At 59.6% G+C, this 9,416-nt stretch carries 10 protein-coding genes; 6 read left to right on the forward strand and 4 right to left on the reverse strand.

The genetic code is table 11. The features are described 5' to 3' along the window. The 4 genes from EOL86_09585 to EOL86_09600 form a co-directional block, all read right to left on the reverse strand. The coding region (locus EOL86_09585; GenBank protein NCD25824.1) for a hypothetical protein at nucleotides 1-888 on the reverse strand (888 nt) is incomplete at its 3' end. Nucleotides 889-913: 25 nt separating this feature from the next. After that, a complete protein-coding gene (locus EOL86_09590) occupies nucleotides 914-1,702 on the reverse strand; it encodes a 4Fe-4S dicluster domain-containing protein (protein NCD25825.1) in 789 nt (262 codons plus the stop codon). Nucleotides 1,703-1,753: 51 nt separating this feature from the next. Then, entirely contained in the window at nucleotides 1,754-3,643 is a 1,890-nt protein-coding gene (locus EOL86_09595; GenBank protein ID NCD25826.1) for a long-chain fatty acid--CoA ligase, read from the reverse strand. 69 nt (nucleotides 3,644-3,712) lie between these two features. After that, nucleotides 3,713-4,426, reverse strand: a complete 714-nt coding sequence (locus EOL86_09600; GenBank protein ID NCD25827.1) for a TerC family protein — start codon at nucleotides 4,424-4,426, stop codon at nucleotides 3,713-3,715. Nucleotides 4,427-4,580: 154 nt separating this feature from the next. Between EOL86_09600 and EOL86_09605 the strand changes: the two genes are divergently transcribed. From EOL86_09605 to EOL86_09630, 6 genes are all read left to right on the forward strand, one after another. Beyond that, nucleotides 4,581-5,708 carry an AI-2E family transporter gene (locus tag EOL86_09605; GenBank protein NCD25828.1) on the forward strand — a complete coding sequence of 376 codons (1,128 nt, stop codon included), beginning with the start codon at nucleotides 4,581-4,583 and terminating at the stop codon, nucleotides 5,706-5,708. A gap of 131 nt (nucleotides 5,709-5,839) precedes the next feature. Then, nucleotides 5,840-7,717 (forward strand): ATP-binding cassette domain-containing protein, encoded by a 1,878-nt coding sequence (locus EOL86_09610; protein NCD25829.1) that lies wholly within the window; start codon nucleotides 5,840-5,842, stop codon nucleotides 7,715-7,717. A gap of 8 nt (nucleotides 7,718-7,725) precedes the next feature. Beyond that, entirely contained in the window at nucleotides 7,726-8,139 is a 414-nt protein-coding gene (locus EOL86_09615) for a DUF2721 domain-containing protein (protein ID NCD25830.1), read from the forward strand. Continuing rightward, a complete protein-coding gene (locus EOL86_09620; GenBank protein NCD25831.1) occupies nucleotides 8,129-8,344 on the forward strand; it encodes a hypothetical protein in 216 nt (71 codons plus the stop codon). Before EOL86_09615 ends, EOL86_09620 begins: the two co-directional genes overlap by 11 nt. Beyond that, nucleotides 8,344-9,198: a pantoate--beta-alanine ligase gene (locus EOL86_09625; GenBank protein NCD25832.1), complete on the forward strand. Its 855-nt coding sequence runs from the start codon at nucleotides 8,344-8,346 to the stop codon at nucleotides 9,196-9,198. Before EOL86_09620 ends, EOL86_09625 begins: the two co-directional genes overlap by 1 nt. Continuing rightward, nucleotides 9,199-9,416, forward strand: a 218-nt coding sequence (locus EOL86_09630) for an aspartate 1-decarboxylase (GenBank protein NCD25833.1), incomplete at its 3' end; no start/stop codon positions are given.

Below are 9,416 nucleotides of genomic sequence, written 5' to 3' on the forward strand. Positions count from 1 at the left end.
GTTTTCCAGGGAAAAATTGTCGCCCGGCCAGTCGCCATAAACCAAATATGTGGCGGACGTGGCCACGGCGGCGGAGGTGTAGTCGATGAGCATATAGCCATCGAGGCCCCAATTCGGCCCCCAGGAATTGCGCAGAATCCAGGCCCCGTGTCCCTGGCCGTCGGCGTTGTCGTCCCAGCCGACAAGGGAGATGGCGTGGTTGGTATCCGTCCGGAATTCAACGGGAGAAAGTGGCGCGGTATAGGTGTCGGAAAAAATACCCTCGGTGTAGTCCATGAAGGGATCCTCGACCAGAACCGCGGCGTCGATGGCGCCAAAGGTCTGGAGAACGCGCTGCATGGTTTCGACATCGTTGGTGGGGATTCTGTGCCAGCTGCTGAACTTCGTGCGTTTGGCATCCCAATGCAGGTCATGTGGCTCGCTGGTGACGTAGGGGAAGATTTCCTCGCGGGGCAGACCATGATCGACCAGGGCCTGGAGTTCGTCGTAATCGTAACTCGCCCCGGAGTACGGGCCAAACCCTTCGTAATGGGGAGACAAACTCCAGATGATAAACGATTCGGAAAAGCGCGCGGCGTTTTCGTCGTACAGATTCATGGCCCGGTTCAAGGTGCTTTCGGCCGCGGCGGCGGCGGCGAAGGAATAGCAGGTGCCCATGGGGGATTGGTTCTTGACCGGGCCGATAAAGGCGTGGCCGTCGATATCGCGCAGATCAAAGGATTGGGGCAGCGGGAAGGGGTCCGCCCAGGCGATCCGGCCGACCAGGAGGAGAATCAGACAAAGGGGAAGACAAGGTCGATACCAGGGCCGAGTGGGGATACCGATCGGATGCATGTGGCTCCTTATGGTTGTGGGGAAGCGGGGGGCGCGCCCATCGTCGCCCCCCATGCGTCCGTCGTGGCGGGAGGGGGCGTTATATATACATTTCGGGTTCTTTGCGTTGTCCGCACAGATTGTGCAGTTTTTGAGCTGATTCCATCACTTTTTGAGGCATGAGGCGCGCTCCGACGGGGCAGACCCGGATACAGGCGCAGCAGCGCAGACAAAGGGCCGGGTCGGTTCGCACGTCCGATTCGGTCAGGGTGATGGCCGATGTCGGACAGGCCTCCACGCACGTCCCGCACAGCGTGCATGTTTCCGCCTCGGTTTCCGGAGCGATGTTGGCCGCGGGCATGCCATCGCGGTAGGGGAAGTTCCCGGGAACCCGCAGGCCGGGCATCGTGCCGATATCGGCGGTGGTTGCCAGCTTGTCCCGCACTCTCGCGCCGAAATCCAGGGCCACGTTCGTGTCCGCTGTGTCCGGCCGGCCTGGCGCCACTGGCCACTGCGACGTGGAAAAGGAGTGTTCGCCGATAAAGGCCGCTCCGGCCACGGGAACAAAGCCGAGCTCTTCGGCCAAGTTCTTGAGTTCCAACAGGGCGTCCTCGAAGGCGCGGTTGCCGTAGACGACGACCAGCACGGCCGGGCGGCCCTGTCCTCGGACATGCCGGCGCAGACGCTCGACAGCCAGTTCGGGCAGACGGCCGGCATACACCGGCATGCCGATGACAGTGGGGCCGGCAATGTCCGACGGCTGGGGTTGGTCCGCTGTCCGGTCGTAGGTCAGGTCCACCATGGAAGCAGGCGCGGCGCCGAGTCCGCGAGCCACGGCTTCGACGATGGTTTTGGTGGTCTGGGTCGGGGAAAAAAAGATCAGTTCCATGAGACGTGGTCCTTGTGGTTTTATACGGGCCGGGACATTGCCGGGCCGTTTTCATTTGAGCAGGCGGTTGATGATGTCCTTGTATTTTTTTTCAATGACGTGCCGTTTTTTCTTGAAGGAATTGGTCAGCTCCTCGCCCAGGGTGAATTCCTTGTCCAGAAAATGGATGTTCATCAGTTTTTCGTACGGCTTGAAGCCTTTCTTGGCATTGAGGAGCTTGTTCATCTCCTGGCGCAGGCGGTCCAGAAGCTGTTTGTCCCTGAGGGCGTCCTCGGTTTCTTCCAGGACATGGTTGTACTTTTCGAGCACGAATTCGCGCAGTTTTTCCAGGTCCGGGACGATGAGCGCTCCCAGGCCTTTTTTGTCCTGGCCCACGAGCACGGCGTCCTGGACAAAGGGGAACATGGACAGTGTCGCCTCGATATTGGTCGGGTCCACGTTCTCGCCGCTGGCCAGGACGATGATTTCCTTGGCCCGCCCGGTGATGACCAGTTCGCCGGTCAGGGTCAGGCGGCCCAAGTCGCCGGTGCGGAAGAAACCATCGGACGTGAAGGCCTGGGCATTGGCCTCCTCGTTTTTGTAGTATCCCGAAAAGACTTGCGCCCCCCGGACCTGGATTTCCCCCTCGCGACCGTTGGGCAGGGGCTCATCGTTATCTCCCACGATGCGCAGTTCGGTTTCGCCCACGGCCGGCCCGATGGTGCCGAAAATTTCACACTGCAGGCCCCGGCCGGCGATGCCCGGCGAACACTCGGTCATGCCGTAGGCGTTGATGATGCGGATGCCGATGGCATCGATCCATTCATCCAAAAAGGCCGGCAGGCTTCCACCGCCACTGATGGCCGCCTTGAGCCGGCCTCCGAATTTTTTCTGCACGAGCAGGAATTTTTTTTGGGCCAGGGCATACGGCGGGACGAGGAGGGCGTTTTCTATCGCGGCTCCAAGCTTGGCCAGCCAACGCCCGAGAACTGGCTGGGGCGTAAAGACCGGGAGCTGGTCGCGCAGAATACGGCGGTTGCGCCGATACCGGATCGAAACCCAAACCAGGTAGTCGAAAATTTTGGCTTTTTTGGGATCCTGTTTTTTCAGGGCCGAAATAATCTTGGAATACAAGGCTTCCCAGATTCGGGGCACGGTGGCGACCAGGGTTGGCCGGTAGGTTTCCAGATCCGAGGCAAAGGTGCGGATGGAGGAGTAAACCAGGCAGCTCCCGGCGGCCACGCCGATATATTCGGCCGTGCGCTCGAAAATATGCCAGGTCGGCAGGATGGACACCCAGACGTCGTCTGGTCCCAGCTCGATCAGAGGCGGCAGGGTGCGCACGTTGTGCATGATGTTGGCGTGGGTCAACATGACGCCCTTGGGCGTGCCCGTGGTTCCCGACGTGTAGATGATGGTCAGCAGGTCGTCCGGAGTGATCTGCTCCGACAGACCCTTGAACCAGTCCATGTCGCGCGGCTCGATGGTCCTATCGGCGAGGAGTTCCGAATAGCTGGACGCTTTTTCGAACCAGGAATGTTTTTCGGCCCCGGAAATAATGAACACACCCCGGGGTTTGAGCGATTTGATCAATGCCTGGCATTCGGTGTGGAGTTTTTCCGTTTCGATGATCAGGAATTCGGCGCCGCTGTGACGGACGATGTATTCGATCTCGCTTGGCGGGGTGTCGCAACCGCGCGGCACGCTGACCGCGCCCAGGGCCTGCAGGGCCAGGTCGGTCACGATCCAGGAGTAGCGGTTGTCGGACAGAAAAAAAACGACATCGCCCTTGCGAATTTTTTTGGACTTGAAGGCCCTGGCCAGCACCAGGACATCCTCGAAGAATTTTTCGTAGGTGACCTGGAACTCGCTGTCACCAATTCTGTAGATGAACGCGGTATTGTGCCGATGGGTTGTGCAGCTGTCCAGAAAGGTCTGGAAAAATGTCAATGCGACAGGCATGCGCTGTTCTCCCTGAAAAGTTTCGCCTTGTTCACGGACTTGTGGTTATGGGCCAGGACAGGACACCCGTCAGGCGGTCTTGCCGCTCGATATTTTGCGCAGCCGCAGGTTCAGAATTTCGACCAGCAGGGAGAAGCTCATGGCGAAGTAGATGTAGCCACGGTCGATGTGCTTGCCCAGGCTTTCCGCCACCAGAAAGACGCCGATGAGGATGAGGAAGGACAGGGCCAGGATCTGGATGGTTGGCTGGCGCTTGACGAAACCGCTGACCGCGTCGGCGAACAGGAGCATGACCGCCACGGCGGCCATGACCGCCGCGATCATGATCGAAATCTGGCTGGCCATGCCCACGGCGGTGATGACCGAATCCAGGGAAAAGATGATGTCCAGGAAGGCGATCTGGGTCACGGCCGAGACAAAACCCAGGCTTTTATGGATACGGATATCCTCCTCGGGTTTGTGTTCGAGTTTTTCGTGGATCTCAAACGTGGCCTTGGCAATAAGGAAAAGGCCGCCGCCGAGCAGAATCAGGTCGCGTCCGGAAATGGCGTGGTCCAGCACGGAAAAAAGCGGATCGGTCAGGCGCATGACCCAGGTAATGGCGAAAAGAAGCATGATGCGGGTCAGCATGGCCAGGGCCAGGCCGATCTTGCGCGCCTTGGATTGTAATTTTTCCGGCAGATTGTTGGTGATGATGACGATGAAGACGATGTTGTCGATGCCAAGAACTATTTCCAGGCTGGCCAGGGTCAGGAAGGCGATGATGTTTTGCGGATCAAGCATGAAGAGTCCCGCCGGGGATGATGGTTGTCGCGAATCCACTCTGCTTAGGGAAAGGAAGGAATCAAATCAAGCCGTTCCGCTCGCTCTTCCAAGGCGGCCATGTCTTTGCTATTTCATTTGAAATTCAATGAGCGCGCCATGCGCGGGGAGCCCCATGATTCTCGACACCCGACCTTATTCCTTCGACCGCGTCGTCCGCATGGCCCTGGGCGCGGGCCTGATCTGGGCCGTGATCACGGCGCTGGGATACCTGAGCGACGTGCTCATTCCCTTTGCCGTGGCTCTTCTGCTGGCCTATATCATGAATCCGGTGGTGCATTTCATCCAGCGATATGTTCGCAACAGAGGGGTGGCCATTGGTCTGACCCTGTTGGTGTTCGTGGTGGTCTTGATCGGATTGTTCTGGATCGTGGTCCCGCTCATGGGTCGCGAGGTGGCCCACATGGGACGCCTTATTTCGGACTTGGTCAGTAATTCCAAGCTGGCCGAGGCGGCCTCCAAGCGTCTGCCGCCCGACGTCTGGCAGGCCCTGCGCGAGTATTTCAACACGCCGGAAGTGCAGAATTTTTTTCGGACGGACAGCTTCATTTCCATGGTTCAGACCGCGTTGCGCAAACTGCTGCCAGGGCTCATGGGCATTATTTCCGGCACGTACAGCGTGATCATGGCCCTGATCGTTCCGGGCGTGGTCTTCATGTACCTCATTTTTCTGCTGCTTGATTTCCAAAAGGTCCGCGTGGTCTGGAAGGAAATGATTCCGGACGCCTACCGCGACGGCGTCATCGCCTTTGTCGAGGAGTTCGATCTGGCCATGAACCAGTATTTTCGGGGCCAGATCATGATCTCCGGCGTGTTGTGCATTGTTTTCGCGGCGGGTTTCTCCATGATCGGCCTGCCCCTGGGCATCCTCCTGGGGATCATGCTCGGCATCATGACCCTGGTGCCCTATCTGCAGATCTTGGGCGCCATTCCAGCGGTCATGGTCGCGGCCATCCATGCCCTGGAAACCGGACAATCCTTTTGGGTGGTCCTGGGACTGACCGGGCTGGTTTTTGTCGTGGCCCAGATTGTCCAGGACGTGATCCTGGTGCCCAGAATCCTCGGCAAGGCCATGGGCCTGTCCCCGGCGGTCATGCTTTTGTCCCTGTCCATCTGGGGCAAGCTTCTCGGAATGCTCGGACTTTTGATCGCCCTGCCCATGACCTGTCTGGTCCTGGCCTATTACCGCCGCCTGGTGCTGAAGCAGGAGGTCGCGGTTTTCGCGGACGGGGCCGAAACGTAGGAACCTTCCGTTCGCCTGGCCTTTCACGGTAATTTTGTGCCCTGCCGGGGGACGATTCCTTTCTGGACAAGGCCGGGCTTTCTCCCTAGTAGTTTGACCGTTCACACAACCAACCTCATTTTTTTCCATTCATGGCACTCATCAGCGCAAGCAATCTTTCCCTGTCGTTTTCCGGCCCGCTTCTCCTGGACGATATCAGTCTGCAGCTCCACGAAGGTGATCGCGTCTGCCTTCTGGGGCGCAATGGCGAAGGCAAGTCCACCCTGATGCGCATCCTGGCCCGCGAGTTTCCCTCCGATTCCGGCGAAGTGCGCTGGTCCAAGGATCTGACCATCGCCTCCTTGCCCCAGGAGGTGCCCGCCAGCCTGGGCGGCACGGTGTATCAGGTCGTGGCCGATGGCGCGGGCGAGGCCGGGCTGTGTCTGGCGGCGCTGCGCTACGAGGCCAGCCCGGACATTGCCGTGGACCCGCCCCTGGTGGCCAGGGCGCACCGCATGCTTGACGAGCAGGGCGCCTGGAGCGTGACCCAGAAAATCGACACGGTCATCACCCATCTCGATCTGGACCCGGACGCGGATTTCGCCAGCCTGTCCGGCGGATTGAAGCGCAAGACGCTGCTGGCGCGGGCCCTGGCCGGCGATCCGGACATCCTTTTTTTGGACGAGCCCACCAACCATCTGGACATCGCCTCCATCCGCTGGCTGGAGGAATTTTTGGTCAAGCAGGTTCGGACTCTTTTTTTCGTCACCCATGACCGCATGTTCCTGCGCCACGTGGCCAACCGCATCCTGGAACTGGACCGGGGACAATTGGTGGACTGGGCCTGCGACTACGACACCTTTCTGAAGCGCAAGGCCGATGTCCTGGCCACGGAAGAGGCGCTTTGGAAACGGTTTGACCAGAAACTCAAGGAAGAGGAAATCTGGATCAGGCAGGGCATCAAGGCGCGGCGGACCCGCAACGAGGGCCGGGTCCGGGCGTTGAAGACCATGCGCGAGGAGCGTCGCCAGCGGCGCGAGCGCACCGGCAACGTGTCCATGCAGATCCAGGAGGCGCGCACGAGCGGGACCCTGGTCCTGGAAGTGAAAAATATTTCCTTTGCCTGGGAAGGGCGGCCGGTCATCCGTGATTTTTCCTGCAACGTCATGCGTGGGGACAAGGTCGGCATTGTCGGCCCCAACGGCGTGGGCAAGACCACGCTCTTAAAGCTCCTGCTGGGCGATCTGGAACCCCAGGCGGGCGCGGTCCGTCAGGGGACCAAGCTGGAAGTGGCCTATTCGGATCAGATGCGTTCCATTCTGGACGACACCAAGACCGCCCGCGACATTGTCGGCGAGGGCGCGGATTTTATCGACGTCAATGGCAACCGCCGCCATGTCATCGGCTACCTGAAAGATTTTTTGTTCACCCCGGAGCGGGCCCAGACCCCTGTCAGCGTTTTGTCCGGCGGCGAGCGCAATCGTCTGCTTCTGGCCAAGCTCTTCACCCGGCCGTGCAACGTGTTGGTTCTGGACGAGCCGACCAACGATCTGGATCAGGAAACCCTGGAGTTGCTGGAGGAGCTTATCGGCGATTTTTCCGGCACGGTGCTCGTGGTCAGCCATGACCGCGAATTTCTGAACAACACGGTCACGTCCTGTTTCGTGTTCGAGGGCCACGGCCGCGTGGTCGAGTACGCCGGCGGCTACGACGACTGGCTGACCCAGCGTCCCGTGGTCGAGGAAAAAACGCCCGTTCTGCCCAGGCCGGAGCGCGTCAAGGCGCCCAGGGCCCGCAAGCTGACCTACAAGGAATCCCGCGAGCTGGAAGCCCTTCCGGAGCGTATCGAGGCCCTTGAAGGGGACATTGCCCAGCTTCAGGAGCGCATGAACGATCCCGAATTTTACACCAACGACCACACCGTCGTCGCGACCGAGGCCGCCCGCCTGGACGTGTTGGAATCCGAGCTGGACGAGCTGCTGACCCGTTGGGACGAGTTGGAAGAACTGCGCAAGCTGTGCGAATCGTGAGCGCGCCCATGGATATCACCCTGACCACCCCGGCCCTGCTGTTTTCAACCCTGTCCCTGTTGCTCCTGGCTTACACCAACCGGTTTCTCGCCCTGGCCGCGCGCATCCGCACCCTGTATGACCGCTATCAGACCAGCCAGTTTCCGGGCCTTTTGGCGCAGATTGAAAGTCTGCGTCTGCGCGTCAATCTGATTCGACTCATGCAGATGTATGGGGTGCTCAGTCTTTTTTTGTGCGTGCTGTGCATGTTTTTTCTGTTTGCCGGCTTCATCATCATGGGCAAGATTGTCTTTGGCCTGAGCCTTCTGGCCATGCTTGTCTCCCTGGGCGTGTCCACGCGGGAGATTTCCATGTCCACCCTGGCGTTGAATATCCAGCTGGAAAGCCTGAGCGCCGCGCGGGAGAAAAACGATGGTCGTTAAATTCGGAGAAACGCGGGATTTTGTCTGCCGCCAGTGCGGCCTGTACGGCATGGTCGATGTCATGGGCATGGAATTCGTCTATGAGGAAACAACCGGCATCCTCCATGATGTGGTCGATGATCCCGACGGACGGCGCATGGGCGACCAGATCGTGTGTGATTGCGGGTGCGAATTTTTTGATATGCGGACACCGGGAGGCAAATGATGGAGCGGATTTTTGAGCCCAAGGCCATGCAGGACCTGGCCCTGTCCTGGCGCGCCCAAGGGCTGACGGTGGGGTTGGTCCCGACCATGGGTTACTGGCATGAAGGGCATTTGTCCCTGATCCTGTGGGCACGGGAACGCTGCGATATGCTGGTGACGTCCATTTTCGTCAATCCGACCCAGTTCGGACCTGGAGAGGATCTGGACAATTATCCTTCGGATCTCGCCCGTGACGCCGGACTGGCCGAAACCTGCGGCGTGGACGCGCTTTTTTGTCCGAGCAAGCGGACCATGTATGCTCCGGATCACGGCACCTGGATCAACGTGCCCGATGTGGCCCGCAACCTGTGTGGCAAAACCCGGCCCAATCATTTTCAGGGCGTGGCCACGGTGGTGTGCAAGCTTTTCAATCTGGTCCAGCCGACCTTTGCCGTTTTCGGCGAGAAGGACTGGCAGCAGCTGGCCGTCATCCGCAAGATGACCCGTGACCTGGATATCCCGGTGCGCATCGAGGGACGTCCCATCGTGCGCGAGCCCGACGGCCTAGCCTTGAGTTCGCGCAATGTCTATCTGACGCCCGAGGAGCGCGCCGTGGCGCCACACATCCAAAAAGGGCTTTGCGTGCTGGAGGATTTGATCCGGGTCGGGCAGCGCGATCCAGGGCGGTTGCGTACCGCTGTCTCGGCGTACTACCGCCAACACATTCCCACGGGCCAACTCGATTACCTGGAGTTGGTCGACCCCCGTCGCATCGAGCCCGTGGAACGCCTTGGCGCCGACGTTCTGGCCGCCGTGGCCCTGCGTCTGGGCAAGGCGCGGCTCATCGACAACAAATATATCACCATCGAGGCATGAATGCCATTGCGTACCTTTTTACAGTGCAAACTTCATCGAGCCACCATCACCGGCGCGGAAATCGATTACGAGGGTTCCATCGGCATCTGTCCGGATTTGATCCGTGCCGCCGGGCTGTATCTCAACGAACGCGTGGATATCTACAATATCGATAACGGTGAGCGTTTTTCAACCTATGTCATCGAGGGCGGCAAGGGCGAAATCTGTCTCAATGGCGC

This window comes from Deltaproteobacteria bacterium, from assembly GCA_009930495.1.
Classification (GTDB): Bacteria; Desulfobacterota; Desulfovibrionia; order Desulfovibrionales; family Desulfomicrobiaceae; genus Desulfomicrobium.

Bases quoted from the DNA above. Each gene is read 5' to 3' on its own strand.
- EOL86_09590 (NCD25825.1), bottom strand. From the start codon at position 1,702: ATGGAACTGATCTTTTTTTCCCCGACCCAGACCACCAAAACCATCGTC.
- EOL86_09595 (NCD25826.1), bottom strand. From the start codon at position 3,643: ATGCCTGTCGCATTGACATTTTTCCAGACCTTTCTGGACAGCTGCACA.
- EOL86_09600 (NCD25827.1), bottom strand. From the start codon at position 4,426: ATGCTTGATCCGCAAAACATCATCGCCTTCCTGACCCTGGCCAGCCTG.
- EOL86_09605 (NCD25828.1), top strand. From the start codon at position 4,581: ATGATTCTCGACACCCGACCTTATTCCTTCGACCGCGTCGTCCGCATG.
- EOL86_09610 (NCD25829.1), top strand. From the start codon at position 5,840: ATGGCACTCATCAGCGCAAGCAATCTTTCCCTGTCGTTTTCCGGCCCG.
- EOL86_09615 (NCD25830.1), top strand. From the start codon at position 7,726: ATGGATATCACCCTGACCACCCCGGCCCTGCTGTTTTCAACCCTGTCC.
- EOL86_09620 (NCD25831.1), top strand. From the start codon at position 8,129: ATGGTCGTTAAATTCGGAGAAACGCGGGATTTTGTCTGCCGCCAGTGC.
- EOL86_09625 (NCD25832.1), top strand. From the start codon at position 8,344: ATGGAGCGGATTTTTGAGCCCAAGGCCATGCAGGACCTGGCCCTGTCC.